Consider the following 25,791-nt stretch of genomic DNA (forward strand, 5'->3'; position numbering starts at 1 on the left):
TATACGGCAAAGCAGCATTTTCCCCCGGCCACCACCCCCAGCCGCCGATACAAATTCGGCATTTGCTTATGCGAAATGTCCACCTTGGGGTCAGGAACGAAAGTGGACATTCCTGGAAGAATGTCCACTTTTGTTCCTGACCCCAAGGTGGACATTTCGTCAATCTTCGGTGAGGGCGGCGTAGCGGGCTGCGAGGTAGTCGAGCAGGGCGCGGACGGAGGGCAGCATGCCGCGCCGGGAGGGGTAGACGGCGTGGATCACTTCGCGCCGGGGCGCCCATTCGGGCAGCAGCCGTACCAGCTGGCCCGCTGCCAGTTGTTCTTTCACCATCAGCAGCGGCAGCTGGACCACGCCGACGCCTGCCAGGGCGGCTTTGCGCAGGGCGATCATGTCGGTGGTAACGAAACGAGGCTGGTGGAATACGGTTGCCAGGGCGCCGCTGGGACCGAACAGCTCCCAGTTATGCGTTTGCTGCGGCTGACCCAGGCCCAGGCTCGGCCAGCCACTTAGCGCGGCCGGAGTGCCAGGCATCCCCATGCGCTCGACCAGGGAAGGGCTGGCGACCAGGCAGATTGCGCGGTCGGCCAACTGCCGCACTACCAGTTCGCTGTCTTCCAGCGGCAGGGGGCGCACGCGGATCGCCACATCGATGCCCTCTGCCACCAGATCCACCCGTCGGTTGCTGGCCTCCAGTTGCACCTGCACCTTGGGGAAGGCCATCATGAAATCAGCCAGCATTTCACCCACGTTCACATGGAGCAGGGCGACCGGACAGCTTAGCCGCACCGTGCCGCTTGGCTCGGCGCGCACGGCGACGATGGCATCCTGCGCAGCTTCCGCCTCCACCAACATGGCTTTGCAATGCTCGTAGAAGGTCTGGCCCACCTCGGTGACTGTGAACTGGCGCGTGGTCCGGTGTATCAGGCGTACGCCCAACCGCTCCTCCAGCAGGGCAATGCGGCGGCTTAGCTTGGACTTTGGCATGCCCAGCGCCCGCCCGGCCGGGGCAAAACCGCCATGTTCGACCGCCTGGGCGAAGTAATACAGGTCGTTTAGATCTTCCATCGTTCTAAAAATAGGACTGTGCAACGCAATTTAGCAGACTACCCGGGTGTTCGTCCTGAAATTAAGCTGTCTACATTCAACCAATCAAGGAGATGGCAATGAAGCGAGTCCTCGGCATCTACGGCGCACAAGCTCCCCACTGGGTGGGCGACGGCTTTCCAGTGCGCTCACTGTTCAATTACCGCAGCCACGGCAAGCAAGCCAGCCCGTTCCTGATGCTGGACTACGCCGGCCCTGCCACGTTTGAACCAGGCAGCGCTCCGCGCGGCGTCGGTTCGCACCCGCACCGCGGTTTCGAGACCGTCACCATCGTCTACCAGGGCGAAGTGGCGCATCGCGATTCGACCGGCGAGGGCGGCTTGATCGGTCCGGGCGATGTGCAATGGATGACGGCTGGTTCCGGCATCCTGCATGACGAATTCCATTCGCCTGAATTCACCCGCAAAGGCGGCGTGCTGGAAATGGTGCAGTTGTGGGTCAACCTGCCTGCCCGCGACAAGCTGACGCAGCCCGGCTATCAGGCCATCACCGCCGACGCCATTCCGACCGTTGACCTGCCGAACGGCGCCGGACAGTTGCGCGTCATCGCCGGCGAGTACGACGACCGGTGGGGTCCAGCGCACACCCACAGCCAGATGCATGTGTGGGATATGCGCCTGAAGCAAGGCGGCGCTACCGAGCTGGTTTTGCCTGGAGGCTGGAACGCCATGCTGGTTGTCTTGCGCGGCACGGTGCTGGTAAACGGCGAAAGCATTGCTCGTGAAGCGCAAGTGGTCATGCTCGATGCGGAAGGCCAGAGCGCTGTCATCGAAGCTAATAGCGATGCATCGGTCCTGCTCCTGAGCGGTGAGCCGATGAATGAGCCAATCGTTGGCCATGGCCCTTTCGTCATGAACACCGAGCAGGAAATTGTAGAAGCGATTAACGACTTTAACCAAGGCCGCTTTGGCCAACATTAAGAGGAGATTCACCATGAGCACCCCAGCAAACTTCAACGGCCAGCGTCCGGTCATTGATCCAGCCGATACCGCCATGCTGTTGATCGATCACCAGAGCGGCTTGTTCCAGACCGTGGGCGACATGCCGATGCCGGAATTACGGGCGCGCGCAGCGGCGCTGGCCAAGATGGCTTCCCTGGCCAAGCTGCCGGTCATCACCACAGCCTCGGTGCCACAGGGCCCGAACGGCCCGCTGATCCCGGAAATCCACGAGAACGCGCCGCATGCGAAATACGTGGCGCGCCGTGGCGAGATCAACGCCTGGGACAACCCGGACTTTGTGGCGGCGGTGAAGGCGACCGGGCGCAAGACCCTGATCATTGCAGGCACGATTACCAGTGTGTGCATGGCTTTCCCTTCGATCGCTGCGGCGTATGACGGCTACCGTGTGTTCGCCGTGGTCGACGCCTCCGGCACCTACAGCAAGATGGCGCAGGAAATCACCCTGGCGCGCGTAGTGCAGGCAGGCGTGGTGCCGATCGATACGGCGGGCGTGGCGTCCGAATTGCAGCAGACCTGGAACCGTGATGACGCCGCCGAATGGGCGCAGGTCTACACCAAGATCTTCCCAGCGTACCAATTGCTGATCGAAAGCTACGGCAAGGCGCAGCAAGTGGCGAACGAGCACGAGCAGCTCGATTCATCCCGCTGATTTGCGCAAACGAAAATGTCCACCGTGGGGTCAGGAACGAAAGTGGACATTCCTGAGGGAATGTCCACTTTCGTTCCTGACCCCACGGTGGACATTTGTGCTGGATTAGCACAAATCATGTGTTGCCGGGCGGCTAACAATTTGCCGCCCCAATGTCTAAGATGGCTCCATCAACCAACCACTTTGAAGGAGCTTCAAATGCCCATCCTGAACATCACCGTCAGCGGCACCCCGGAACAAGTGCCTGCCAAAAAAGTCAGCAACATCTTGATGAAGCACACCGGCGAAATCCTGCACAAGGCGCCGGCATTGACCGCCATCGCCGTGCACTACACGCCGCACGAGCAGTGGTTTGTCGGCGGCGAATCGCTGGCGGAGTTGGGTAAGGCAAGCTTCTTCTTCGATATCAAGGTGACCGACGAGACCAACACCGCCAACGAGAAGTCGGCCTATATCGCGGCGGTCTACGAGGATCTGCAGGAGCTTCTCGGCGAGCTGCATGAAGTGAGCTACATCCACATCGACGACGCGCGCCCTGCGGCCTGGGGCTGGGGCGGACTTACGCAGCAATTCCGCGCAGTTCAGAAGATGTTGATGTAAACGCTGGCGGCGTAGTCGACGAAGGCGCGAACCTTCGGCGAGAGGTGGCGGTTCTGCGGGTAGAGGGCGTATAGCTCGCGTGCCTTGGGCGTAAAGCCTGGCAGGACTTCCACCAATGCGCCGCGCTCCAGTTCTTCTCGCACAATGAAGGCGGCGGCGTTGGCGATGCCAAGGCCGGCCACCGCTGCAGCACGCAGGGCGACGTTGGTGTTGGCTTGCAGCGTGCCGTGCACGGAAACAATGTGTTCTTCGCCATCCGGGCCAACCAGCGCCCATTCATTGGCGCGTGCGGCGGCCGTGTACACCAGGCAGTTGTGTTGCGACAGGTCGGCTGGCGCGACGGGCGCGGCGTGCGAGCGCAGGTAGCCGGGGCTGGCGACGAGCAGTACTTTGCTGCTGGCCAAACGGCGTGCAACCAGCGTGGAATCCGGCAGCTCGCGCGCAAGGCGCAGCGCAACGTCGAAGCCGTCTTCGATCAGATCCACTATGCGGTCATTGCACACCAGGTCCACTTGCAGGCCAGGGTATTTCGCCATGAAGCCAGGCAGCCATTGCGCCACTTCAATGGTGCCGAAGGCCATGGGCGCATTGATACGCAGGATGCCGGTGGGTTCGGCCTGGTGGCGGCCGACATTGCGGTCGGCATCGTCCAGCAGGTCCAGCACCTGGCGCGTGGATTCGACGTAATCGCGACCGGCATCGGTCAATGCGAAGCGGCGTGTGGTGCGGTTCAGGAGCTGTGCGCCGAGATGCTCTTCGAGCTGGCGCACCTGGCGGGAGACGATGGTGTGGGAGATGCCGAGTGCATCGGCGGCAGCCGTAAAGCTGCCCATTTCAACAACGCGGCGGAGCGCGCGCAGCGCCGCAAGTTGGTCCATTTACTGGAAACGCTGCCCGTCAAGCGGGAAGCCTTTGATGAATTCAGCGGCAGGCAGGCGTTTCCCGCCCGGTTTTTGCAGCTGCGTCAGTCGCAGTGTGCCTTCGCCGCAAGCGACCACGATTCCGTGGTGCGCGTCGGCTGCGATCACCTGGCCGGGTTCGGCGCTGCTGCCTCCGTCCAGCACTTCAGCGCCCCACAGCTTGATCACCGTGCCATTCACTTCGCCATGCGCGCCGGGGAAGGGATTGAAAGCGCGGATTTTGCGGCTGATTTCGCGAGCGGACTGGGTGAAATCCAGCACCGCCTCTTCTTTCAGGATCTTGTTGGCGTAGGTGACGCCGTGTTCCGGCTGCGGCACTGCTTCCACCACGCCTTTTTCCATTTTGTGCAGCACCTTGACCATCATCTCGGCGCCCATGGCGGCGAGCTTGTCGTGCAAGGTGGCGGTGGTGTCCTGCGGCGTGATCGGCATGCGCTCGATCAGCAGCATCGGGCCGGTGTCCAGGCCTTCTTCCATTTCCATGATAGTGACGCCGGTTTCGGCATCGCCCGACTCGATCGCGCGATGGATCGGGGCCGCGCCGCGCCAGCGTGGCAGCAGCGAGCCATGGATGTTCAGGCAAGGCTTGATGTCGAGGGTGGCGCGCGGCAGGATCAGGCCATAGGCCGCCACCACCATCACGTCGTAATCGGTAGCCAGCAAGCGCTCGTGGGCGGCTTTCGCCTCCGCCGCGCGCTGCGGGTCCTTGGCATCCATGCGCAGCGACAGCGGTTGCAGCACTTCGATGCCGTGCTTGACGGCGTACTGCTTGACCGCCGATGGCTGCAGCTGCATGCCGCGGCCAGCCGGGCGGTCGGGCTGGGTCAGTACCAGGGGAATTTCGAAACCTGCTTCGTGCAAAGCCTGGAGGGCGACGGCCGCAAATTCAGGCGTGCCCGCGAAGATCACTTTCATGCTTCTTCCCCCGCTGCTATCAGTAACGGCGACCGGCGGCGCGCAGCGCTTCTTCGCGCTGAATGCCACGTTCTTCTTTTTGCATTTTGGTCTTGATACGATTGCGTTTCAACGGAGACAAGTATTCGACGAACACTTTGCCTTGCAGATGGTCCATTTCGTGCTGGATGCAGACTGCCAGCAGGCCGTCGGCGTCGATTTCGAACGGCTCGCCCTTGACGTTGTAGGCGCGTACCTTCACTTGGGACGGACGTTCCACGCCGTCATAAATGCCCGGCACGGACAGGCAACCCTCGTCATACACCTGCTTTTCTTCGCTCGACCACAGGATTTCCGGGTTGATGAAGGCAGTAAGGCCGGTTTTATCTTCAGTTACGTCGATGATCACAACTTGCTCATGCACGTCCACCTGCGTGGCGGCCAGGCCGATGCCAGGTGCGTCGTACATGGTTTCCGCCATGTCTTCCACCAGTTTTGCCAGGCGGTCGTCAAACACTGCGACGGGTTTGGCAACTTTGTGCAGGCGGGGGTCGGGATAGCGGAGAATATTCAGTTTCACGGTAATATCTTAGTCAAACAACAATAGTTGTGCGGAAAATAGCGCATATTACGTGTGCACGATTGCTTCTGTGACACGAATTCCTTGCTTCATCAGGGTAATATGGGCAGAATTTGATTTCAGTGAGGCAAGCCTTTTGTGGCCTTCCGTCATTGCCGCACTTAACGGATATATCAATGAAAAATTTTAGCATAAGCAGCCGCCGCCTTGTGGCCGCCGCCCTGTTTTGCGGTGTGACGGCCGTTTCGGCCCATGCCAAGACGATCGTCTGTGAATTCAAACCGAACGCGCCGGACAGCCATACCGTTGTCAAAGGCGATACCCTGTGGGGCATCGCCGGCACATTCCTCGACAAGCCTTGGTGCTGGCCGCAGGTCTGGGGCATGAATAAAGAGGAAATCGCCAATCCTCACTGGATCTACCCGGGCCAGATCGTCTGGTTCGACCGCGAGGCTGGCCGCCTGCGCCTTGGTAACAAGGTAGGCGGTGACGGTTCCGGCGGCGCCGGCGACATGAAGCTGGAGCCGCAGCTGCGCACCCAGGGCCTGGGCAAGGAAGCCGTGCAGTCGATTCCGTCCGGCGTGATCGAGCCTTTCCTGAGCCAGCCACTGATTATTGAAGAAGACGAGCTGAAAAACGCACCGCGCATCATTGCGACGCGCGGCGCCCGCGTCATGCTCGGCAAAGACGACAAAGCCTATGTGCGCGGCAACCTGAAGGGCGGCGAGTCCTTCCAGGTCTTCCGTCCGGGCAAACCGCTGATTGATCCTGTTACCAAGGAAGTGGTGGCGCAGGAGGCCTTCTACCTCGGCACCCTGAAGCTTGAAGCTGCCGCGGCAGCGGGCACGGATGTGCACACTTTCAAGGTTGCGAACGCCAAGGAAGAAATGGGCAAGGGCGACTTGCTGATGGCAATGCCGCCAATGCCAATGCAGAACTACATGCCTCACCCACCAGAAGTGCAAGTCAATGCACGCGTATTGGCTGTGTATGGCGGCGTGACCCACGCTGGCCAGAACCAGGTTGTGAGCATTAATCGCGGAAAGCTTGACGGACTCGATATCGGATCTGTGCTGCAGCTGTACCATCGTGGTGACACGGTTTCCGATCCGGGCGGTGATAAAGGCTGGTTCGGCATGGGGAACCCCCAGGTCAAGCTGCCGGATGAACAGGTGGGCAGCTTGTTTATCTTCCGTGTGTTCAAGCACGTGTCGTACGGCTTGATCATGCAGGTGACTGAACCAATCGTCGTGGGAGACGTCGCCAACACTGCGGAGTAAATCCGATGGCCGTGCAGGACACGGTTGCCCCCACCCCCGAGCGCCAGGACCTTCACAGCCTGGCGCTTTGGCTGCGCCTGGCGAATACGCCGGGCGTCGGCCGCCACGGAGCCTTCAAGCTGCTCCAGCAGTACCAAACCCCCCAAGCAGTTTTCACCGCCGCTAATGCCCGACTCGCCGCGCCACCAGCGCAGGACGATGCTGCGCCGCTGCCATTGCGTATGCTGGCGACTGCGGATGCCGACAGCGCGCGGCCCGACCGCCGCTTCACTCGCATCAGCGACAGCGACAATGAAATCTCATTGGAGGCGGCGCGCTGTCTCGCCGGTCCTATGCCGGAGCGCATAAGCGCCATGGCGCAAACTACGCTGGAGTGGGCCGCGCAGGAAGGCAACCACCTGGTCCTGTTCGGCGACCCTGAATATCCGCCGACCTTGCAGCACATCGCCGATCCGCCGCTGCTGCTGTATGCCAAAGGCAGGCTGGAGCTGCTCCAGCGCGAGGCCGTGGCGGTAGTGGGTGCTCGCAACGCCACCCAGCAAGGCAAAGCCAATGCGCGCCAGTTCGCCCAGGCCCTGAGCGAGGCCGGGCTACTCGTAGTGTCCGGCCTGGCGCTGGGCATCGACGCGGCCGCCCACGAAGGCGGGCTTGAAGGGCAGGGCGGGACGGTGGCCGTCATCGGAACCGGCATCGACCGCATCTACCCCCGCCGTAACGCCGCCCTGGCGCGCCGCATTGCCGAAGACGGCTGCTTAATTAGCGAGTTCGCGCTCTCGACGCACGCCCGAGCCGAGCACTTCCCGATCCGCAACCGCATCATTGCCGGCATGACGCGGGCGACCTTGGTAATAGAGGCGGCAGCCAGGTCCGGCTCCCTGATTACGGCCCACGCGGCCCTGGATGCGGGGCGCGACGTCTATGTGCTGCCCGGCTCACTGCACGCGCCGCAATCAGTGGGCTGCCACGCCCTGATCCGCGAGGGCGGCAGGCTGGTGGCCTCACCGGAGGACTTGCTGGAAGACCTGGGCCTGCGCGAGCCTGGCCGCGCAGGGCAAAAGGGCCGAGCGGGCATGCCGGCGGTGCCGGTCGACGAGACCGCAGGCTGGCTTTTGGCCGCCATCGGATATGACCCGATCGGCGCCGATGAACTTGCAACAAGGTTGCAACTTGCGCCATGTGACATGATCGCAAGCTTGCTATCGCTGGAGCTTGCAGGTGTGGTGGAAAGGCTGCCTGGCGGCGCTTTCCAGCGTTTGAAAAGCCTTTGAAACGCCCAAATGCTTGTGCCCGGCTCGCCAATCCTGCTAAAGTAGCGCCATGTTTGACATCCTGGTTTATCTGTACGAGACCTATTACCGCCCTGATGCCTGCCCTGAACCCGCAGCATTGGCAAAGAAACTTTCCGCAGTCGGTTTCGACGACGTAGAGATTTCCGAGGCGCTGGTCTGGCTGAACGATCTTGCCGCCATGGCTGGTGGCGAGCCATCGTTGGCGGCCACTTCGACTGGCACGCGTTTCTATGTGCGCCAGGAGCTGGACGTATTGGGCGCCTCTGCAGTCGGTTTTATCCAGTTCCTGGAAAGCGCCGGCCTTCTGTCCCCGCTGCAACGTGAAATCGTCATCGAACGCGCTTTGGCGCTGGATGAGGCGCCTGTTTCACTGGGTAAGCTGAAAATTATCGTACTGATGCTTTTGTGGAGCCAGGGCAAGGAACCGGACGCCCTGATGTTTGACGACCTGTTCGGCGCCGAAGAAGAACAGGCTCCGCGTCTGTTGCACTAAGCACGCTCTTGCCGGCGTTGCCCTACGCCGGCCAATTCCGTAATAATATTCGCAGCATTGTGACTTCAATCTGAAGCCGCTTGCCTGAGTTTACTTGCGAATGTTGTATTATGCGCGCTGCCGCATACACCGACGAGAACTATAAATATGAGTAAAGCCCTCATCATCGCTGAGAAACCTTCCGTCGCGAACGATATCGCGAAAGCCCTTGGCGGCTTCAGCAAGCACGATGAGTATTTCGAATCCGACGACTACGTGCTGTCCTCGGCAGTGGGTCACCTGCTCGAAATCGCCGTGCCGGAAGAGCATGACGTCAAACGCGGCAAATGGACCTTCACCCATTTGCCGATGATCCCTCCGTACTTTGCGCTGAACCCGATCGCCAAGACTGAATCGCGCCTCAAGGTACTGAACAAGCTGATCAAGCGTAAAGACGTTACCACCCTGATTAACGCATGCGACGCGGGCCGCGAAGGTGAACTGATCTTCCGCTTGATCGCGCAGAATGCGAAAGCGAAACAGCCGGTCAAGCGCCTGTGGCTGCAGTCGATGACGCCGAACGCGATCCGCGACGGTTTCACCCATCTGCGCAGCGACGACGAAATGCTGCCGCTGGCCGACGCCGCCCGCTGCCGCTCGGAAGCGGACTGGCTGATCGGCATCAACGGCACCCGCGCCATGACCGCCTTCAACTCGAAAGAGGGCGGCTTCTACCTGACCACCGTGGGCCGCGTGCAGACGCCGACCCTGTCGATCGTGGTCGAGCGCGAAGAGAAGATCAAGAATTTCGTGTCGCGCGACTATTGGGAAGTGCGCGCTGAATTCGTGTGCGCCGCCGGCGTGTACGAAGGCCGCTGGCTCGACACCAACTTCAAGAAAGACGAACACGATCCGGAGAAGCGCGCTGAGCGCCTGTGGAGCAAGGCCGCGGCCGATTCGATCGCAATGGCCTGCAAGGGCAAGCAGGGCAACGTCAGCGAGGAGTCCAAGCCGACTACCTCGATGTCGCCTGGCCTGTTCGACCTGACCTCGCTGCAGCGCGAAGCCAACTCGCGTTTCGGCTTCTCCGCCAAAAACACCCTGGGCCTGGCGCAGGCGCTGTATGAGAAGCACAAAGTGCTGACTTACCCTCGTACCGACTCCCGCCACCTGCCGGAAGACTACCTGCCGACCGTCAAGGACACGCTGGAAGTCCTTAAAGAGAGCAACAACTACAACCAGTTCGCCAAGCAGATTCTGGACAAGGGCTGGGTCAAGCCGAACAAGCGCATCTTCGACAACACGAAGATCAGCGACCACTTCGCGATCATCCCGACCGGCATCGTGCCGAAGAACCTGAGCGAACCGGAACAGAAGCTGTATGACCTGGTGACGCGCCGCTTCATGGCCGTGTTCTTCCCGGCTGCGGAATTCCTGGTCACCACCCGCTTCACCGAAGTCTCCGGCCACCAGTTCAAGACTGAGGGCAAGGTAATGACCAACCCTGGCTGGTTGGCCATCTACGGCAAGGATGCAGCCGGCGATGACGACAAGGAAGGCAGCGGCAACCTGGTGCCGGTCGCCAAGGGCGAGAAAGTGGCGACCGAGAAGGTCACACCGAATGGCCTGGTCACCAAACCACCTGCACGCTATACCGAAGCGACGCTGCTGTCCGCCATGGAAGGCGCGGGCAAGCTGGTCGACTCCGACGAACTTCGCGACGCCATGGCGGGCAAGGGCCTCGGCACGCCAGCCACGCGCGCAGCCATCATCGAAGGTCTACTGACCCAGAAATACCTGCTGCGCGAAGGGCGCGAACTGATGCCGACGGCGCAGGCATTCCAGCTCATGACGCTGTTGCGCGGCCTGGGCGTGAATGAACTGACCGCACCGGAACTGACCGGCGAGTGGGAATACAAGCTGTCGCAGATGGAGAAGGGCCGCATTTCGCGTGAAGAGTTCATGCGCGAAATCGCCCAGATGACCCAGATCATCGTCAAGCGCGCCAAGGAATACGACAACGACACCATCCCGGGCGATTATGCGACGCTGAAATCGCCGTGCCCGAACTGCGGTGGCGTGGTCAAGGAAAACTACCGCCGCTTCGCCTGCACCAAGTGCGAATTCTCGATGACCAAGGTACCAGGCGGCCGCCAGTTCGAAATCGAAGAAGTGGAACAGTTGCTGCGCGACCGCACCATCGGCCCGCTGCAAGGCTTCCGCTCCAAGATGGGCCGTCCGTTCGCCGCGATCCTGCGTATCGTGCGCGATGAAGACATCAATAACTTCAAGCTCGAATTCGACTTCGGCCAGAACGACGAGGAAGGCGAAGACGGCGAAGGCGTCGACTTCACCGGCCAGACCCCGCTCGGTCCTTGCCCGAAATGCGCCGGTGGCGTGTACGAAATGGGCCTGGCCTATGTTTGCGAACACCAGGTAGCCAAGCCAAAGACTTGCGACTTCCGCTCCGGCCGCATCATCCTGCAACAGGAGATCCTGCCGGAACAGATGGCCAAGCTGCTCAACGAAGGCAAGACCGACCTGCTGCCAGGCTTCATCTCGCAGCGCACCCGCCGGCCATTCAAAGCCTTCCTGGTACGCGGCAAAGACGGCAAGATCAGCTTCGAGTTCGAAGAACGCAAAGCCAAGCCGGGTGCACCGGCCAAGAAAACGGCGGCCAAAGCCGGAGCCGAGGAGGGCGCAGCAGAAGCAGCACCAGCCGCCGCCAAGCCAGCCGCCAAGAAAGCCGCCGCGAAAAAGGCCCCAGCCAAAAAAGCTGCAGCCAAAAAGCCGGCAGCTAAAAAGGCAGCCGCCAAGAAAACCGCCGCAGCGGAATAAACCAACGGGACCCAAGCGGTCCCGTTTCCATTTGTGCGTTTGAATGAAAAAGTCGGTGCCAGGTCTGTCATTCGGACAGCTAGCGCTCACGTTTGATATATCTCAATACGCCAAAAGGGCGCTTTGGACGTATTGAGATTTGTCAAAGAAGCTGATTGGTTGTCCGAATGACAGACCTGGCACCGACTTTGATCCATAAAAACTATGAAAAAACTGAAGCTCCCAAATACCTTCGTCCTGTTGTTCATCATCCTGGCGCTGATTGCGCTGGCTACGTGGCTGGTTCCGGGCGGGAAGTACGAGACCCACCTTGTCAACGGCAAGCAGCTGGTTGATCCGGATACCTTCCACTACATCGAGAGCAAGCCGCAGGGGCTTGCCGCGCTGCTGATGGCGCCGATCAAGGGCTTTGCGGAGGCGGGGCTGATTATCGGCTTCGTTATGCTCACGGGCGGCACCTTCAATGTGCTGCACAAGACGCAGGCGATTGATGCGATGATCAAATCCATCGCGAAGGCGCATTCTCGTTCGCGTGTGGTGCGGGCGGCGCTGATTCCGGTGTTCGTGACGTTATTCTCAATTGGCGGGGCGACGTTCGGCATGAATGAGGAGGCGATTCCGTTCATTCTGATATTCGTGCCGCTTGCGCTGGCGCTGGGGTATGACACGATTACGGGCGTGTCGATTCCTTTTCTTGGCTCGCAGGTGGGCTTTTGTGCGGCGTTCCTGAATCCCTTCAACGTGGGCATCGCGCAGGGCATTGCGGGCGTGCCGATGTTCTCGGGGATTGGATATCGTGTGATCGTGTGGTTCATTGCGACGGGAGTGACAATCGCTTTCCTGATGTGGTGGGCAGCGCGCATCAAGCGCCATCCGGAGAAAAGTCCGACCTATTTGCTGGACCTTGAAAAGCGCGCAGAAGGCGTGGTCGATTTCAGCGGCTTTGAAGGCATGACAATGCGCCATCGCCTGGTGCTGTGGATATTTGTCGCCACGCTGGGCGGCATGGTGTTCGGTGTGGTGAAGTTCGGCTGGTTCATCGAGGAGATTGGCGCGCTGTTCCTGGCCATGACTATCGTGGTGGCGCTGATTGGGCGCCTTAACTCCGACGAGGCCGTGGCGGCTTTTGTGCAGGGCTCGAAGGACCTGGTCGGCACCGGGCTGGTGATTGCGCTGGCTCGTGGCACGATGGTGCTGGCGCGTGACGCGCACATCATCGACACCATGCTGCACGGCCTGATGCCGTTGGTGGCTTCGTCTTCGCCGATCTTCTCGGCGCAGAAGATGTTCCTGATCCAGTCGGTGATCAACTTCTTCATCCACTCTGGCAGCGGCCAGGCGGCGCTGACCATGCCGATCATGGCGCCATTGGCCGACCTGGTCGGTGTGTCGCGTCAGACCGCGATCCTGGCCTTCCAGTTTGGCGAATTCACCACGCCAATGATCCCGACTTCGGGCATCACAGTGGGCGTGCTGGCGCTGGCGCGCATTCCTTGGCTGACTTGGGCGCGTTGGATGGTGCCGCTACAGCTGATTTACCTTGTCCTTGCGCTGGCATTGCTGGTGCCGCCTTGCCTCATGAACTGGTAGGATGGCAGGCATGGAAACCGTCAAACATCCCCTGTCCGCGCCCCATGGCACGGCTCACTACGAACTGACCAGCTACCACTTTGGCAAGCCGGGTGGGCCGAAGGCCTATATCCAGGCCGCGTTGCACGCGGACGAGGTGCCGGCCATGCTGGTGGCCCAGGAGTTGCGTAAGCGTTTGCAGGCGCTGGATGTTGCGGGCAAAGTGACCGGTGAGGTGATCCTGGTACCGGCGGCTAACCCGATCGGTCTGGGGCAAGTCATCAATGAGCGTCCGTTCGGGCGCTTTGACCTGAGCAATGGCATCAATTTCAATCGCGGCTACCCGCACTATTTTGAGCATCTGAAAACTCGCTTGGCGGGACAGTTGGGCAGCGATGCGGAAGCGAACGTGCGCACGATCCGGCAGCATCTGCGTGAATTGGTGTCGCAGTGGCGGCCTACTTCGGATGCGACCACGCTGAAGAAGCACTTGCTCGAAATGGCGATCGACGCCGACGTGGTGCTCGACTTGCATTGCGAGAATGAGGGCGAGATGCACCTTTACGTTGGCACGTCGTTGTGCGAGATCGCCCAGCCGCTGGCTAACCTGATCGGAGCCTGTGCGGTGCTGTTCACCACCGGCGCCGGAGGCGAGCCGTTCGACGAGGCATGCAGCCGCCTGTGGTGGGATCTGGCCGCCCATTTCGGCCCGGACTACCCGATCCCTTCCGCCTGCATGGCGGCGACTGTTGAATTGCGCGGTGAAACGTCAGTCACGTACGAATTGGCGGCGTGCGATGCGGAAGCCATCATCGGCTACCTGCACGTGCGCGGCATGGTCGATGCGGGCAACGTTGCCGTACCGGCGCAGGGCTGCGCGCCAACGCCGCTGGAAGGTGTGCAGCGCCTGGATGCGCCGCATGCGGGCCTGCTGGTCTATCTGAAGGAAGTGGGCGATGCCGTGCACGTCGGCGAAGTGGTTGCTGACCTGGTAGATCCGGTCACCGGTGAGACCACGCACCTGAAGTCGGAAGTCGATGGCGTGGTGTTTACGCGCCTGGCCCATCGCTACATCATCCGCGGCATGAACGTGGCGAAAATCGCCGGCGCCAAGCCGTTCCGCAGCGGTAGTTTGCTGAGCCTTTAAGGCTTTTCGACGATCACGTTTTCACGCGCCGCCGTGGTGGCAGCGATCACGCGCCACAGGCCATTCGGCACGCGCCGGAAGATCGTGATGTCGGCAGCCTTGAGCGGTTTGCCGACGGCGCGAGCCAAAAATTCACCGCAAGCGATTTCAAACTGGATGCGGCCATCATCGAGCACGGTGCGGCTGCTTGTCACCGGGCCTGCTGCTTCGCGCCACCAGTCTTCCTTATAGCTGCCATCAACTCCTGCTTCGTGCAATGCGTCGGCGCTGTCGAAGCGCATATAGCCTGCATCTGCCTCGGGGCTGACGAAGGGGTAGGCAATCTCGGGGCGCCACTCGCATCGGTCGCGGTCGACCTCCGTGATGCCGGCGAAACCTGTCATCGCCTTGCGGTCGCTGGGGATGCGCAAGTCAATGTGGAATTCGGCCGCCTGGAACCACCATACCGGCGTCACCAGGTCGTTGCTGCCGTCGGTGCGCCAGATGCCCTTACGGCGCCACAGCCCTTCGTATGCTTGCGGTACGCTCATTTCAGATCTTCGGTTTCAAAGTAAATGGTGCCGCCGATTGCCTTCACTGGCGCATTCAGCGCCTTGGCGAGGGCGTCGTTGCCGGCTGCCTTGATGCCCCACTTGCGCACCTGGATCGGGGCGATCGGAGCGCCTGGTGCGGCATGGTAGGCCACGATGTGGTCGAAGTCAGGGCGGGTATCGATCTCTTTGACGAGGAAGCGCTGCGTGCCGCTGCCGACTTGCATGTAGCGCGAAAGTTTTGCGTCGCGCGGCTTGTCGTCAAGCTGGCGGAATACAAGCACCTTGTCGATTACCACCTTGGCTGCCTTGTATTGCGTGCTGCCGCCGCGTTCGAAATGGCCTTGCACCACATTCGCGTTGAATTCCTTGCGCGACGACTTGGCCTCTGGGGCCAGGGTGCTTAGTTCAAACTTCTCGGGATCGATGGTCCACAGCGCATCCTTGCCATCGAGGCGCTTGCGCAGCGCGGCGTCGATGGCCGGATCGGCGATGTGGACTTGCAGGATCACCTGGTAGTCATGCGGCGCATGGAACATTGGCAGGTGGGAGGCGTACAGACCTTGCTGCCCGCCGAACAAGGCCATGCCGTGGCTGCCATAAGTGGCGTCGGCCGCATGGAGCGGAAGCGTGCAAAGCGCAAGTAATGCACCTGCGATGGTGCGTCGAATTGGGTTCATGCTTTCACCAGGAGTTTGCCTCGGTGTTCGCCGGTGAAGAGCGAATTCAGTGCAGCGGGTAGCTGTCCGAATCCCTCCACCACGGTTTCTTCAAACACGATGTCTCCTGATTTTACCCAAGGACCGACGATGCGGATCATTTCGTCCATGCGATGCAGGTAATCGCGTGCCAGCATGCCCTGTATGGTGGCGCGTTGATACAACATGTGCTGCAGCAGGCGTGGGCCCATTTCGGCAGTTTCCAGGCCGCCGCTGTATTGGCTGATCTGGCCGCAGATGACGATGCGCGCGCGGCGGTTGATGATCGGGATGATGGCGTCGGTGACCATGCCGCCCACGTTATCGAAGTAGACGTCGACGCCGCCGGTCAGGGCCTTGATCTCGGCGCTCAATGCGTCGGCGCTGGTGAAAGCCTTGTAGTCGATGGCCCAGTCGGCGCCCAGTTTTTCCTTTAGCCAGGCGCATTTGGCGGGGCCGCCGGCGATGCCGAGTACGCGCGCACCGTGGCGTTTGGCGAATTGCACTACCAGGGAGCCGACGGCGCCGGCTGCACCGGATACCACTACTACTTCACCCGCATGCGGCTTGCCGGATTCAGTCAGGCCAAACCAGGCAGTGCGGCCGGGCATACCCAGCACCCCGAGGGCGGTGGTCACTGGGGCTGCTTGCGGATCGAGCTTTTTCAGGGTGCTGGCATGTGCCTTGGCGTGGGTCTGCCAGCCGGTATAGCTCAATACCCAGTCGCCCTGCGCGAAGCTTGGCGAGCGGGATGCCAGCACCTGCGCCACGACGCCGCCTTGCTGCACGGTGTTCAATGGATGCGGATCCGCGTCGTAGGTCGGCTTGGTGGATTGGCCGATACGCATATAGGGATCAACGCTGAACCAGCGCGATTCAAGCAGTACCTCGCCTTCGGCAAGGTTGGTGTCGAGTGCTTGCTCGACCAGTTCGTAGTGTTCCGGGGTGATGGCTCCTACCGGCTGTTGGCGGTAGATCCACTGGCGTTGGGTAATGGTAGTCATGGCGGCATGGTATGCTTTGTTTTGTGTCCCGTAAAGCAACTTAAATTCAACGTTTGCGTCCTGGTTGGAAACAATGAATCTTGCCGATTTGCGCATTTTTGTCAGCGTGGCGCGCAGTCCGTCCCTGGCGGCGGCCGCGCTGGAGAGCCATCTTACGCCTTCCGCAGTCTCCAAAGCCTTGAAGCGTTTGGAGGAGAACGTGGGCATGCCGCTGTTCGATCGAAGTGCAAAGGCGCTGGTGCTGAACCAGTCGGGGGCATTTTTGCTGGCGCGTGCGCAGACTTTGCTGGCGCTGGCGGACCAGGCGCGGGCTGATTTGCTCGGCGGGCGTGCGGCCATTGAATGCCGTATCGGCGGGCCGGCAGTCCTCTTGTGGCGGCATGGACGGGCTGTGGGGGATGCTTTGCAGGCTTGGCCGCACGCGAGCTTGCGCATGCAGGCCATGTTTGAGGATGAGGCGCTGGCGGCGGTGCTGCGCGGCGACCTGAATGCGGCGATCGTTACGCAGGAGGCGATCGAGGGGCGCGGCGAGCACTTGTCGGAGGAGTGGGCGATAACGCCGCTGGGTAGCGTGGTGCAGCACCTGGTTGGCGGCAAGCGGCATTCGCTGGTGGCGCAACTGGCTGATGTTGCCGGAGGCCGTCGCCGGGTCACCTCCGCGGCGGGCGTTTTGCGGGCGACCACGGAACAGGTATTGGCGTACGATTTTGCGTGCCCTCCGCGTTCAATGTTTTGCGGGGTGCAGCGTGGCGCGCGTTCGGATGGCTGGCGCGATGACCAATTGCCGCGCAAGATCCGCTACTGGACCGACGATATCCACTTGCTGCTTGGCTTCGTTAAATCGGGCGCGGCGCTGGCCTATTTGCCTGACTTTGCGCTGGAGGATGAGGAGCTGGTGCGCATCCACGTCAGCGACTGCGCTTACCAGTGCGTGGAGCAGGTGGCGCTGGTGTGGAACCGGGCGCATGCCGCTGAATGGTTGCAACAGCTCGTCGGAGCGCTGGCCTAGTTATTTCAATTCCGCCGGTACCTTGCCGCCGTTTTCTTCCAGCTTGTTCATGACCTGTTTGTGCAGCCAGATGTTCATGGCGGCGGAGTCGTTGGTGTCGCCGGTGTAGTGCAACTCGTGCGCGAGCTCCTTGCGCGCGGCCAGGCTGGAGTCGAGGTCGAGTAGCTTGAGCAGGTCAACGATAGAGCTGCGCCAGTTCAAAGGCTGGCCGGCCTTGGCGGACTTTTCGTTGAGGATTGCTTCGACATCGACTTCAGCCTTGGCGGCTGGCGCAGGCGCGGCAGGCGCCTGCGCATTGGCAGGCGCACCAGAGGCCGGGGTTGGGGCGGCCTCTTGGTGCGACGACGGGAAAATCTTGTGGAAAATATTGCTCAGGATGCCCATGATTGCCTCGCTTTCAATGCGTGAAAGCTTAACAAGCATGGGCTGCGCGCAAAGTGCGTTGCTTAACCTTTAGCGCGAGATGATTTCCACCGCGCCCAAATTGTCGTCTGGCTTGCGATCGATCAATTTGTTGTCCGGGTCGATGCCAGCTTTGGCTGGGCGGCCCGGCACCACAAGCTTGAAGGTGGACTGGTTACGGTCGATCAGCTTGCGTTCACGCAGCAGGGCGTTGCCGTCCTTGTCATCCACGCCGATGTCGATCAGGTCGTGCAGCGGCACTTCTTTCTCAGCGCCTAGTTCATCGGAGCGCAGCTTAGCTGCGTGCACGGTCAGCGTCACATCGTATTTGCCGTCGACGCGTTTCGTCGCATTCGCTTCGACCACGCGGTTGTCGAACAGTACGATGGAGTTGAACAAGTCGTCCACCAGGTAGGCCTGCTCCGGAGGCACGATGCGGCGCAAACCATCCACCAGAACCGACACGCTCGGATATGGATCGCCGTGATAAGCGTACTGGCGCAGCAAGCTTGCCAGCAGCTCGTTGACCTTGGCCTCTCCGACGATATCGGCCAGCTGGTACATCGCCAGGCTGCCCTTGTTGTAGTGGATGTAGCCCTGGTTTTCGTTATCCGCCAGCGGCAGTTCCTTGCTGTTTTCAGTGGCGCGGCCGAACAGGTATTTCATCAGGTCATAGCGCAGGAAGCGGCGCATGCGCTGCGGGCCGAAGCTTTTCTTCATCACCATCAGCGCGGAGTATTCGGCCAGGGTTTCGCTCAGCACCGTGGCGCCGCGCGTATTGCCGCCCACCAGCTGGTGCGCCCACCACTGATGTGCCACTTCGTGTGCGGTGACGTAGGTTGGGTAGTCGATGTCTTTCGGGTTCTTGTCGTCCACTTTGGCAATAAAGCCGACGCCTTCCGAATACGGGATCGTGTTAGGGAATGATTGTGCGAATCGTTCGTAGCGCGGGAATTCCACAATGCGCACAATCTTGTGCTGGTAAGGGCTGAAGTTGCGCGTGTAGTAGTCGAGCGAATCCTTGACGCCTTTGACCATGCGGTCCAGGTTGTATTCGTGTCCTGGCTGGTAGTAGATCTCGATACCCACGTCCTGCCACCAGTCATGCTTGATCGCGTAGCGCGCCGACTGGAAGGCGTAGAAGTTCAGGATGCGCTGGTCCATCTTGTAGTGGAAGTAGCGGCGGCCGTTCTTGCGCCATTCCTTCACCATCGTGCCTGGCGCCACAGCGGTCTGGTCGCCTGCGGTGCCGAGGGTGGCTTCAAAGGTGACCCAGTCCGCATCCGCGCCGAGATAATTACTGGCGAGGCCTTTCGGATCGTCGCGCGGCAGGGCTGGCTCCCTGGCGGGCAGGCCGTGTTTCTTGCGGTCGCGCGGGTCGGTCAGTTCGGCGTGGCGCTGGTAGCCGATATGCGGCAGCACCGTGTTGTTGAAGAAGGTGCCGTTGTTCATGACCGGCGTGGTCTTGCCCAGGTTGAAGAATCCCTTAGGCTCGTAGCTCAGGGTAAAGTCCAGCGAGATCATTTCGCCCGGCTGAAGCGGCTTCTCAAGGCGGTAGCTGTAAAAGCCCAGTTCCGTGTCGTTCAGCACACGGAAAGCTTTGCGGCCAAACTGCAAAGGCTGCAGGTCGGCGTCCGGGTCCTGCTGCACGTAGATGGTGTTGATCGCTTGCCGCGTTTTGTTCTCCAACTGGTACCAGCCCTTCACCTTTAGCGTGCGCTGGTCGGGGAACATGTCCAGCCCGAGGCGCACGTCAGTGATGCGCGGCTGGGCTACGTCCAGCACCTGGCGGTATTTGCGTTCATAGTCGGCGCGCTGTGCGTCGCGGCCGAAGTGGGTCTTGAAGTTATTGACGTGCAGGTTGTAGTACAGCACACCGCCGGCGCCGAGGAACACCGCCAGGCCAATGGCAAAGGCGGCCAACACCGGCATCGTCAGCGCATGGCGCGCCAGGCTGACACGCTGGCGCCATTCGTCATTGGTGCCCCGCGGCCAGAACACCACGGTCAGCACCATCAGCATGACCGCGGCGCCGGCCCAGTACAGCTCATACCAGCGCTCACGCACCATGAAGTGGCCAAAGCCGTTCATGTCGGAGTAGGGCAGTTCCGGCGTGACGCCGTACAGCACCATCGGGTGATCGAGGCCCATCGTGGAGAAGGTGATGGTCGCCACGTAGTAGACGATCATCACGAAGTAGGCGACGTATTTGTTATTCACCAGCACCTGTGTCGTGATCGACAGCACGGCCACCAGGATGCTGGCCGGCAGTTGCACGGTGAAGAGCCATTGGAAGTACAGGCCCGGCTGCAAGGTGAAGAAACCATGGAACAGCTGGATCGACATGCCGACCAGCATAACGATGGACAGCAGCAGCACCTGCACGCCAATCAGGCCAAACAGCTTGGACAGGATGGGCAGCCAGCTTGGCACAGGCAGCGCATCCAGCATCTGCGACATGCGGTGCTCGCGTTCGCGCCACACCATTTCGCCGGAATAGAAGACGGTCACGACCAGCATGAACAAGGTGAAGGTATTGGTCACCAGTTCCAGCACCTGGTAGGTGACCGGATAGGTGCCGGTGCCGAACATCGAACCCATGTCCAGCGCACCGGCATACATGGTCAGCACGCCCGCCAGTACGATCACAAAGAAGTAGATGTTCTTGGTGGTTTCACGCAGGTTCAGGAAGCTAAAGCGCAGCAAGAGCAGGCCCAGGCTGCGGGCTTTGAAATCCGGCTTTTCGTTGGTGGAGACTGCTGCCTGGGTCAGGTTGCCGGGCATATCGCTGTCGCTGCGCGCCGCCGCGCCGCTATCGACAGTGCTGACGAAGTGGAAGCGCCAGTACCCAAGCAGCAGCGCCACCAGCGCAAAGGAGGACCAGATCGCGCGGTTCAGCAGGAAGACGCCTTCCGGCAGCACCGGGCGCACATTGCGTTCGGCGATCGGCCAGTATTCGGTGAGGCGAATCACGGCGGTGGTGCCGAACGGGTCGATCAGGGCGGCAAGCGTTTTGTAATCGAGGTCGCGGGCCAGGCCCGGGGCCACGATATAGCCGACCAGCATGACCACGCTGGACACGTAGACCGGCAGCATGCGCCGCGTCAGCGCGGCCAGCACGAAGAAGATGGCGCCGAAGATGAACAGGTTGGGCAGCAGCGATACCGCATACGGCAGCAGGTAGTGCAGCAGGTTGAACGGACCAAGGCGTTCAGGATCGATGCCAGGCACCTGCGTTCCAAGCCAGATGCCGAACGGGATCGAAAGGAATACCACGCACAGCACCATCCAGGCGCCGAGGAAGCGGCCTAGCATGTATTGGTATTTGCGGATCGGGGCGGAGAAGAAGAAGTGCTGCGTTTCGTATTCGAAGTCCTGCTGCACCGAGCGCCCCATCATGGCGGCGATGATGATCACGGCCATGGATCCGAGGAAGGACGAGGTCAGCATGATCGAGCGCGGCGCATTGATGAATACGCGCCCGCCGAAGGTGACGATGGCTTCCTTGAACACGCCGCCCGCTGCCGCCATCCACAAGATGGCCAGCAGCATGAACATGCCGAAGTAGACCCAGGTGGAAAACAACTTGAGACGCTGTTTCGCTTCAAAGAGGGCGATGGCAAACATGGCGGCCCCGGTCAGTCGCAGGCGTTGCTGACGTCGTGGCGGCCGAGGATGGTCGCGAAGTACAGGTCTTCCAAGTCGCCCAGGGCTTCCTCGAAACCGTCGCCCGGATCGTCGTCGTTGTAGACGTGGATCAGGGTGCGGCCGGACATCAGGCGGGTCGAGATCACGGCGTGGCGCTGCTGGAAGTAGGCCAGCTCCTTCTTGTCGATAAAGCGCGCCCAGATCTTGCAGCTCACGTCATCGATCAGTTGCTGGGTGGCGCCGGCGACCAGCAGCTTGCCTTTGTTGATGATGGCCATGTTGGAACAGAGGTCGGCCACATCGGACACGATGTGGGTCGACAGGATCACGGTGCGGTCTTCGCCGATGTCGGACAGCAGGTTGTGGAAACGCACGCGTTCCTGCGGGTCCAGGCCGGCGGTCGGTTCGTCAACGATGATCAGTTTCGGGTCGCCCAGCAGGGCTTGCGCGATGCCGAAGCGCTGGCGCATGCCGCCGGAGAAGCCGCCCAGGCGCTGGTTGCGCACTTCGAACAGGTTGGTTTGCTGCAGCAGGCCGTCCACCACCTCGCGGCGGCGGGCACGGTTGGACAGGCCTTTCAGGACCGCAAAGTGGTCCAGCATTTCGTAGGCGGTAACTTTCGGATAAACACCAAAGTCCTGCGGCAGGTAGCCTAGCAGGCGGCGGATTTCATCCTTTTCATCAAGAACGTCGAGGTCGCCGAAGAAGACCGAGCCGGAATCGCATTCCTGCAGGGTGGCCAGGGTACGCATCAGGGTCGACTTTCCGGCGCCATTCGGGCCCAGCAAGCCGAACATGCCGGCGGGAATTGTCAGCGACACGTTGTCGAGCGCAACTACCCCGTTGGCATATGTCTTCGATAAATTCTTAATGCGCAATTCCATGGCGGCTCCGCTAACCCCTTTTCACTTGATGGCATTGTATTGAATACGCGACATATCGCTTGCCCGAATGCGATAGCCAGCGCATTTTGCGCCCCAGGATGCGCTTTCCGGGGAACGGAAAGGGCGCTTCCTGTGTTGGTTTAGCACTAAAGTTTCAAGGGTAACAAGGTTGATACCCCGGCGCAAGGAACAAATCTGGACAAAACTGCTATATAGTCCCTGCCATGCAAGTACATCATCCAAAACTCGACGCTGAGGTGCAGGAGAAAATCCTGACCGTGACCCGTTGCGGGCTGGACGTCAAAGAGTCCACAGGCTTCTTTCGCACCGCCATCGGGCTGTATTACCTGGCCAGTTTGATGACCAAGGAGCAGCTGGATTTCAAGGCGCTGGACAAAGCCTTCAACCGTTTCGTCTACCGCAGCATCGGCTCGGGCCACAGCATGACCAGCATCCTGCAGTTCATGAGCGGCGCCAAGGTGGTGGAGACGCTGGAGTCGCCGCGCTTCATGCGGGCCATGGTGGACTACCTGCCCGAAGTGCCGGTCGATTCGATTCCCTTCCTGCTTGGGCTGAACCTGGGCGTGGCGAAAGACATTTCCAAAATCGACGTGCGCGGCCCAGTTGCCGACTGGCTGGAGAAGCAGCGTATCCTTCGCGAGGGCTCGTAAGCCTATAATGTGGTTTTCCGAACAAGCTGGACGAACCAACATGAACCGCTACCACAATCCACTCGACCGTTTCATCACTGGTGCTGACAAGGCGCTGCGCGTGCTGGCTGGCGTGCATTCGGCATCGCGACCGAATCCGGCGGTGCATGCGGCCGATGCGGAGATGACGGAGCAGGAGCATCGCCACAGCGCGGGCTTGATGCGCGTGAACCATGTTGGTGAAGTGATGGCGCAGGCGCTGTACAACTCGCAATCCCGCTTTGCCAAAAGTGACGAGGCGCGCGCTGCATTCGACAAGGCCAGCCGCGAGGAAGAGGACCATCTAGCCTGGTGCGCGCAGCGCCTGTCGGAACTCGGTTCGCAACCGAGCTTCCTGAATCCTTTGTTCTATGCCGGCGCCTACGCGTTGGGCACGGCCGCCGCTCTGGCGGGCGATAAGCAAAGCCTGGGATTTGTGGTGGAGACTGAACGCCAGGTTGAGGCCCACCTGGCCAGCCACCTGGACCTCCTGCCGCCGCAGGACGCCAAGTCCCGCGCCATCGTCGAACAAATGCGCGTCGACGAAATCGCGCACGGCAAAGCGGCTGAAGACATGGGCGCGGAAAAGACTCCGCTGCCGATCCAGCTGGCAATGAAGGCAATGTCGAAGGTCATGACCTCGACCACCTATTACATCTGACTCGGCGGCGGAAACGCTGCAGTATCAAAATAGTCCGGCTGCTTTCAGGGCCCACCCGACGATTGCCAGGATATTGGTGACGGTCAGGCCGGCAACCCAATAAATTAGTTTCTCGAAGTCTCTACGCAACTGAAGTTGTTCGGCGCGAACCTCTTTGAATCCTTCGTCAACTCTGTCTCGCAGAAGCGTTAGCTCTTCTTTCAAATTGTCCTCTGTCACCTCTAACTTCACGATTCTTTGCTCGTAGTCCAAAAATCCTCCCGCTCGGCAGTGGTTAGACTCTGCCGCAGTTTGCTGCGGGAGGCTTTGAGGTTGGACAGGAATGGATGCGGAAAGTTCCGCTGAATTTGAGCGATCAGCTTAGCGATGCGAGTTCGCGGTTGAGGCAGGTTTGGTATTCGGTCAGGGCCTGGGCACGCGGCGTGTTTTCGTCTTCGTAGGTGATCGCGTTGTCGATGCGTTTGATGACGGTTGGCAGGGTGTAGGTCCAGTCGTCCTGGCGCAGCAGGTGACGGCTGGTGGTGATCAAGTCAGCGGCGGGGCGTGCGGTCCAGCTGACGTGGCGGATCAGGTTCAATGCAAACGGCGGGCAGGTGAGCGACTCGAATGCCAGGGCGCCGATGCGGCGCGGCGCCAGTTGCAGGGTGCGGCGCTTGAACCATATGAAGGCCAACGCGAGCAGGACGGCCGAGTAGAACAGCACGATGCCGGCGGCAATCAGGACGTTGCCGAAACGGGAGAACAGGCCGGCGGGGATGAGTCCGAATAAGGCAATGGCCATGAGCCATACCAAGGGCGCCAATACTTTGTAAGGGCCGAGTGGCGGAGACGCCCAGCGCTGTGGAGCGCCTTTTGGGGCGGGTATTTGCTGCTTCCAAAGGAGCGCAAATATAGGGCGATGCGGCAGCAGGGGATTGGGCAGGAACGGTTCCTTGCCGCGCAAGGTGTAGTGTTCAGCGCCGAAATGCAGCGACCAGCGGCCCCAGAGGGTGGCCGCCAGCACGCCTTCATTCGAATGCAGCAGCTGCACCGAGTCGTACAGGTAGAGGCCAAACATGGCTGCCACCAGCAAGACCTCGGCGTGAAGCTGAATCAATTGCCGCTTTCTTTCTTCTTGAAGAGGGACTTGATGCCGGCGCCGATGGCGACTGCGCCGACGGCGACCAGCTTCCACATCTTGGCCAGGAACAGGGCCGCTGCGGCCCAGAAGCCCTTCTTGGTGGCGATGACGGCGGCGCCGCCGGTAATCAGCGCGGCCAGGCCAAATTCGGCAACGTGGTCGCCGGCGCGGAATTCGGAGTAGCGCTCACCGTCGTTGTAATCGAAACCTGCCAGAACTTTGCGGAAGCTCGCCACGTCGGCATCCAGCGTTTCCGGCGACGACACCAGGGTCGCGCTCATCACGCCGGTACGGCCCAGCAGGCGGATGGTGTAGTTCAACGCTACGCCTTCATCCGAACGCAGTTTCAGGCCCCATTCAAGTTGCTTGGTTTTTTCGTCGTAGTGCGGCGGCACATACCAGCCTTCAGTATGCAGTTCGCCCAGGCCCAGGCGCTTGCGCTGTTCGTTGGCCGGGCCGTCGCCTTCCTTCAAGGTTTTCAGCAGCGCGTCGGCATCGATCTTCTCGCCTTCCTTAACGTAGCCGCTTGGGTCGAAAGAGAAGTCTGCCCACCAGCCGCCTTCGGAGCTGTTCACGATGAAGTTGCCGTTGTCCGGGAGGTTGCCGGTCAACTCAAGGAAGCGGCGCGAGTTCTTCTCGTCCAGGAACTGCACTTTTTCGTTTGGCGTTTTCAGCGTGGCCTTGCCGGCGATGGCTTCGGAGCTTGGGCCGACGTGCCATTCCAGTTTGCCAAATTCTGCGCGGCGCTGTTCCGGCGTCATTTCCGCCGCCATGGCAAACACCGGCACCAGCGCGAGTGCGAGAACCCAGTTACGAACCTTCATTGATTACCCCTTATGGAT

The 25,791-nt window shown here is 60.8% G+C and carries 25 protein-coding genes; 12 read left to right on the forward strand and 13 right to left on the reverse strand.

Annotated features, from left to right (window positions below; all coding sequences use genetic code 11):
- Nucleotides 1-159: 159 nt before the first annotated feature.
- Nucleotides 160-1,065, reverse strand: a complete 906-nt coding sequence (locus tag AC1RTP_RS25280; RefSeq protein ID WP_498611403.1) for a LysR family transcriptional regulator — start codon at nucleotides 1,063-1,065, stop codon at nucleotides 160-162.
- Between the two features lie 98 nt (nucleotides 1,066-1,163).
- Here AC1RTP_RS25280 and AC1RTP_RS25285 point away from each other — a divergent pair, with 98 nt between their 5' ends.
- The 3 genes from AC1RTP_RS25285 (at nucleotide 1,164) to AC1RTP_RS25295 (ending at nucleotide 3,315) form a co-directional block, all read left to right on the forward strand.
- A complete protein-coding gene (locus tag AC1RTP_RS25285; protein WP_498611404.1) occupies nucleotides 1,164-2,024 on the forward strand; it encodes a pirin family protein in 861 nt (286 codons plus the stop codon).
- Nucleotides 2,025-2,037: 13 nt separating this feature from the next.
- The gene (locus tag AC1RTP_RS25290) at nucleotides 2,038-2,715 is read left to right on the forward strand and encodes an isochorismatase family protein (RefSeq protein ID WP_498611405.1); all 678 of its coding nucleotides are present in this window, start codon (nucleotides 2,038-2,040) and stop codon (nucleotides 2,713-2,715) included.
- A 198-nt stretch (nucleotides 2,716-2,913) separates the two neighbouring features.
- On the forward strand, nucleotides 2,914-3,315 hold the full coding sequence (locus tag AC1RTP_RS25295; protein WP_498611406.1) for a tautomerase family protein: 402 nt from the start codon (nucleotides 2,914-2,916) through the stop codon (nucleotides 3,313-3,315).
- Here the strand turns inward: AC1RTP_RS25295 and AC1RTP_RS25300 are convergent.
- Genes AC1RTP_RS25300 through def form a run of 3 tightly spaced genes read right to left on the reverse strand, consistent with a single transcriptional unit; the run spans nucleotide 3,297 to nucleotide 5,709 of the window.
- Entirely contained in the window at nucleotides 3,297-4,193 is an 897-nt protein-coding gene (locus AC1RTP_RS25300; RefSeq protein ID WP_498611407.1) for a LysR family transcriptional regulator, read from the reverse strand. The genes AC1RTP_RS25295 and AC1RTP_RS25300 overlap by 19 nt on opposite strands.
- The gene (fmt, locus tag AC1RTP_RS25305; RefSeq protein ID WP_498611408.1) at nucleotides 4,194-5,150 is read right to left on the reverse strand and encodes a methionyl-tRNA formyltransferase; all 957 of its coding nucleotides are present in this window, start codon (nucleotides 5,148-5,150) and stop codon (nucleotides 4,194-4,196) included.
- Nucleotides 5,151-5,169: 19 nt separating this feature from the next.
- Nucleotides 5,170-5,709, reverse strand: a complete 540-nt coding sequence (def, locus tag AC1RTP_RS25310; RefSeq protein ID WP_498611409.1) for a peptide deformylase — start codon at nucleotides 5,707-5,709, stop codon at nucleotides 5,170-5,172.
- 176 nt (nucleotides 5,710-5,885) lie between these two features.
- On the opposite strand from def, the gene AC1RTP_RS25315 reads away from it, so the two are divergent.
- From AC1RTP_RS25315 to AC1RTP_RS25340, 6 genes are all read left to right on the forward strand, one after another.
- Nucleotides 5,886-6,989 (forward strand): LysM peptidoglycan-binding domain-containing protein, encoded by a 1,104-nt coding sequence (locus AC1RTP_RS25315; protein WP_498611410.1) that lies wholly within the window; start codon nucleotides 5,886-5,888, stop codon nucleotides 6,987-6,989.
- Nucleotides 6,990-6,994: 5 nt separating this feature from the next.
- Entirely contained in the window at nucleotides 6,995-8,257 is a 1,263-nt protein-coding gene (gene dprA, locus AC1RTP_RS25320) for a DNA-processing protein DprA (protein ID WP_498611411.1), read from the forward strand.
- Nucleotides 8,258-8,306: 49 nt separating this feature from the next.
- Nucleotides 8,307-8,771: a Smg family protein gene (locus AC1RTP_RS25325; protein ID WP_498611412.1), complete on the forward strand. Its 465-nt coding sequence runs from the start codon at nucleotides 8,307-8,309 to the stop codon at nucleotides 8,769-8,771.
- 147 nt (nucleotides 8,772-8,918) lie between these two features.
- Complete coding sequence (locus tag AC1RTP_RS25330; protein ID WP_498611413.1) at nucleotides 8,919-11,588, forward strand: DNA topoisomerase III; 2,670 nt, start codon at nucleotides 8,919-8,921, stop codon at nucleotides 11,586-11,588.
- A gap of 204 nt (nucleotides 11,589-11,792) precedes the next feature.
- Nucleotides 11,793-13,178, forward strand: coding sequence for a YfcC family protein (locus AC1RTP_RS25335; RefSeq protein WP_498611414.1), 1,386 nt, complete (start codon nucleotides 11,793-11,795; stop codon nucleotides 13,176-13,178).
- Between the two features lie 10 nt (nucleotides 13,179-13,188).
- Nucleotides 13,189-14,304 carry a succinylglutamate desuccinylase/aspartoacylase family protein gene (locus AC1RTP_RS25340; RefSeq protein ID WP_498611415.1) on the forward strand — a complete coding sequence of 372 codons (1,116 nt, stop codon included), beginning with the start codon at nucleotides 13,189-13,191 and terminating at the stop codon, nucleotides 14,302-14,304.
- Here AC1RTP_RS25340 and AC1RTP_RS25345 read toward each other — a convergent pair.
- From AC1RTP_RS25345 to AC1RTP_RS25355, 3 genes are read right to left on the reverse strand one after another with little or no spacing between them, the layout of a single operon-like run.
- Complete coding sequence (locus AC1RTP_RS25345; RefSeq protein WP_498611416.1) at nucleotides 14,301-14,834, reverse strand: hypothetical protein; 534 nt, start codon at nucleotides 14,832-14,834, stop codon at nucleotides 14,301-14,303. The two genes, AC1RTP_RS25340 and AC1RTP_RS25345, sit on opposite strands and share 4 nt — an antisense overlap.
- On the reverse strand, nucleotides 14,831-15,514 hold the full coding sequence (locus AC1RTP_RS25350) for a hypothetical protein (protein ID WP_498611417.1): 684 nt from the start codon (nucleotides 15,512-15,514) through the stop codon (nucleotides 14,831-14,833). Before AC1RTP_RS25350 ends, AC1RTP_RS25345 begins: the two co-directional genes overlap by 4 nt.
- The gene (locus AC1RTP_RS25355) at nucleotides 15,511-16,536 is read right to left on the reverse strand and encodes an NADP-dependent oxidoreductase (protein ID WP_498611418.1); all 1,026 of its coding nucleotides are present in this window, start codon (nucleotides 16,534-16,536) and stop codon (nucleotides 15,511-15,513) included. Before AC1RTP_RS25355 ends, AC1RTP_RS25350 begins: the two co-directional genes overlap by 4 nt.
- Before the next feature lie 73 nt (nucleotides 16,537-16,609).
- On the opposite strand from AC1RTP_RS25355, the gene AC1RTP_RS25360 reads away from it, so the two are divergent.
- A complete protein-coding gene (locus AC1RTP_RS25360; RefSeq protein WP_498611419.1) occupies nucleotides 16,610-17,545 on the forward strand; it encodes a LysR family transcriptional regulator in 936 nt (311 codons plus the stop codon).
- Here the strand turns inward: AC1RTP_RS25360 and AC1RTP_RS25365 are convergent, their stop codons facing one another.
- From AC1RTP_RS25365 to AC1RTP_RS25375, 3 genes are all read right to left on the reverse strand, one after another.
- Nucleotides 17,546-17,929, reverse strand: a complete 384-nt coding sequence (locus AC1RTP_RS25365; RefSeq protein ID WP_498611420.1) for a DUF3597 domain-containing protein — start codon at nucleotides 17,927-17,929, stop codon at nucleotides 17,546-17,548.
- 69 nt (nucleotides 17,930-17,998) lie between these two features.
- A complete protein-coding gene (locus tag AC1RTP_RS25370; protein ID WP_498611421.1) occupies nucleotides 17,999-21,574 on the reverse strand; it encodes an ABC transporter permease/M1 family aminopeptidase in 3,576 nt (1,191 codons plus the stop codon).
- Nucleotides 21,575-21,585: 11 nt separating this feature from the next.
- Nucleotides 21,586-22,479, reverse strand: coding sequence for an ABC transporter ATP-binding protein (locus AC1RTP_RS25375; protein WP_498611422.1), 894 nt, complete (start codon nucleotides 22,477-22,479; stop codon nucleotides 21,586-21,588).
- Nucleotides 22,480-22,703: 224 nt separating this feature from the next.
- Here AC1RTP_RS25375 and AC1RTP_RS25380 point away from each other — a divergent pair, with 224 nt between their 5' ends.
- Nucleotides 22,704-23,150: a hypothetical protein gene (locus AC1RTP_RS25380; protein WP_498611423.1), complete on the forward strand. Its 447-nt coding sequence runs from the start codon at nucleotides 22,704-22,706 to the stop codon at nucleotides 23,148-23,150.
- Between the two features lie 40 nt (nucleotides 23,151-23,190).
- Entirely contained in the window at nucleotides 23,191-23,829 is a 639-nt protein-coding gene (coq7, locus tag AC1RTP_RS25385; protein ID WP_498611424.1) for a 2-polyprenyl-3-methyl-6-methoxy-1,4-benzoquinone monooxygenase, read from the forward strand.
- A 24-nt stretch (nucleotides 23,830-23,853) separates the two neighbouring features.
- On the opposite strand, the gene AC1RTP_RS25390 is transcribed toward coq7, so the two are convergent.
- The 3 genes from AC1RTP_RS25390 to AC1RTP_RS25400 form a co-directional block, all read right to left on the reverse strand.
- Nucleotides 23,854-24,081: a hypothetical protein gene (locus AC1RTP_RS25390; protein ID WP_498611425.1), complete on the reverse strand. Its 228-nt coding sequence runs from the start codon at nucleotides 24,079-24,081 to the stop codon at nucleotides 23,854-23,856.
- 103 nt (nucleotides 24,082-24,184) lie between these two features.
- The gene (locus AC1RTP_RS25395; RefSeq protein WP_498611426.1) at nucleotides 24,185-24,925 is read right to left on the reverse strand and encodes a hypothetical protein; all 741 of its coding nucleotides are present in this window, start codon (nucleotides 24,923-24,925) and stop codon (nucleotides 24,185-24,187) included.
- A complete protein-coding gene (locus AC1RTP_RS25400; RefSeq protein WP_498611427.1) occupies nucleotides 24,922-25,773 on the reverse strand; it encodes a DUF2167 domain-containing protein in 852 nt (283 codons plus the stop codon). The genes AC1RTP_RS25395 and AC1RTP_RS25400 overlap by 4 nt, the downstream gene beginning before the upstream one ends.
- Between the last annotated feature and the right edge of the window lie 18 nt (nucleotides 25,774-25,791).

This window comes from Pseudoduganella sp. GW821-FHT11H04 (assembly GCF_058807935.1).

Coding starts and splice junctions, on each gene's coding strand:
- AC1RTP_RS25300 (WP_498611407.1), bottom strand. CDS start 4,193: ATGGACCAACTTGCGGCGCTGCGCGCGCTCCGCCGCGTTGTTGAAATG.
- fmt (WP_498611408.1), bottom strand. CDS start 5,150: ATGAAAGTGATCTTCGCGGGCACGCCTGAATTTGCGGCCGTCGCCCTC.
- AC1RTP_RS25330 (WP_498611413.1), top strand. CDS start 8,919: ATGAGTAAAGCCCTCATCATCGCTGAGAAACCTTCCGTCGCGAACGAT.
- AC1RTP_RS25355 (WP_498611418.1), bottom strand. CDS start 16,536: ATGACTACCATTACCCAACGCCAGTGGATCTACCGCCAACAGCCGGTA.
- AC1RTP_RS25325 (WP_498611412.1), top strand. CDS start 8,307: ATGTTTGACATCCTGGTTTATCTGTACGAGACCTATTACCGCCCTGAT.
- AC1RTP_RS25315 (WP_498611410.1), top strand. CDS start 5,886: ATGAAAAATTTTAGCATAAGCAGCCGCCGCCTTGTGGCCGCCGCCCTG.
- AC1RTP_RS25380 (WP_498611423.1), top strand. CDS start 22,704: ATGCAAGTACATCATCCAAAACTCGACGCTGAGGTGCAGGAGAAAATC.
- coq7 (WP_498611424.1), top strand. CDS start 23,191: ATGAACCGCTACCACAATCCACTCGACCGTTTCATCACTGGTGCTGAC.
- AC1RTP_RS25375 (WP_498611422.1), bottom strand. CDS start 22,479: ATGGAATTGCGCATTAAGAATTTATCGAAGACATATGCCAACGGGGTA.
- AC1RTP_RS25285 (WP_498611404.1), top strand. CDS start 1,164: ATGAAGCGAGTCCTCGGCATCTACGGCGCACAAGCTCCCCACTGGGTG.
- AC1RTP_RS25295 (WP_498611406.1), top strand. CDS start 2,914: ATGCCCATCCTGAACATCACCGTCAGCGGCACCCCGGAACAAGTGCCT.
- dprA (WP_498611411.1), top strand. CDS start 6,995: ATGGCCGTGCAGGACACGGTTGCCCCCACCCCCGAGCGCCAGGACCTT.
- AC1RTP_RS25350 (WP_498611417.1), bottom strand. CDS start 15,514: ATGAACCCAATTCGACGCACCATCGCAGGTGCATTACTTGCGCTTTGC.
- AC1RTP_RS25365 (WP_498611420.1), bottom strand. CDS start 17,929: ATGGGCATCCTGAGCAATATTTTCCACAAGATTTTCCCGTCGTCGCAC.
- AC1RTP_RS25340 (WP_498611415.1), top strand. CDS start 13,189: ATGGAAACCGTCAAACATCCCCTGTCCGCGCCCCATGGCACGGCTCAC.
- AC1RTP_RS25280 (WP_498611403.1), bottom strand. CDS start 1,065: ATGGAAGATCTAAACGACCTGTATTACTTCGCCCAGGCGGTCGAACAT.
- AC1RTP_RS25345 (WP_498611416.1), bottom strand. CDS start 14,834: ATGAGCGTACCGCAAGCATACGAAGGGCTGTGGCGCCGTAAGGGCATC.
- AC1RTP_RS25290 (WP_498611405.1), top strand. CDS start 2,038: ATGAGCACCCCAGCAAACTTCAACGGCCAGCGTCCGGTCATTGATCCA.
- AC1RTP_RS25400 (WP_498611427.1), bottom strand. CDS start 25,773: ATGAAGGTTCGTAACTGGGTTCTCGCACTCGCGCTGGTGCCGGTGTTT.
- AC1RTP_RS25360 (WP_498611419.1), top strand. CDS start 16,610: ATGAATCTTGCCGATTTGCGCATTTTTGTCAGCGTGGCGCGCAGTCCG.
- AC1RTP_RS25370 (WP_498611421.1), bottom strand. CDS start 21,574: ATGTTTGCCATCGCCCTCTTTGAAGCGAAACAGCGTCTCAAGTTGTTT.
- AC1RTP_RS25335 (WP_498611414.1), top strand. CDS start 11,793: ATGAAAAAACTGAAGCTCCCAAATACCTTCGTCCTGTTGTTCATCATC.